General features: G+C 61.0%; 1 protein-coding gene. It reads right to left on the reverse strand.

Translation table 11 applies throughout. The annotated features are described in order from the left end of the window. Positions 1–536 (reverse strand): hypothetical protein (locus VL15_RS42820; RefSeq protein WP_048250067.1); only part of this gene is annotated, 536 nt, incomplete at both ends.

Here is a 536-nt window from a genome sequence, read left to right on the forward strand (position 1 = left end):
GACGTCGACCGGCCTGTCGTCGACCAATAGCTCGATATCCTCGCTGTCCACCGGCCTCAGTTCGACGGACAGCACGGTGTCATCGCTGTCGACTTCGACGTCGACCGGCTTGTCGTCGGCCAATAGCTCAATTTCTTCGTTGTCCACGTCGACCTCGACGGGCATCAGTTCGCTGTCGACTGGCTTGAGCTCGACCGATAGCACTGTGTCGTCGCTGTCGACTTCGACATCGACGGGCCTGTCGTCGGCGAATAGCTCGATCACGTCGCTGTCGACCTCGACGTCGACCGGTTTGTCGTCGGCTAACAGCTCGATTTCTTCGTTGTCCACGTCGACTTCGACGGGCTTGTCGTCCGCGAACAGCTCGATCACGTCGTTGTCGACCTCGACGTCGACGGGCCTCTCGTCGGCCAATAGCTCGATTTCTTCGCTGTCCACGTCGACCTCGACGGGCATCAGCTCGCTGTCGACCGGCTTGAGCTCGACCGACAGCACGGTGTCTTCGCTGTCGACCTCGACGTCGACCGGCCTGTCGT

Origin of the sequence: Burkholderia cepacia, assembly GCF_001039005.1 — a bacterium.
In the GTDB taxonomy this organism is placed as follows: domain Bacteria; phylum Pseudomonadota; class Gammaproteobacteria; order Burkholderiales; family Burkholderiaceae; genus Burkholderia; species Burkholderia theae.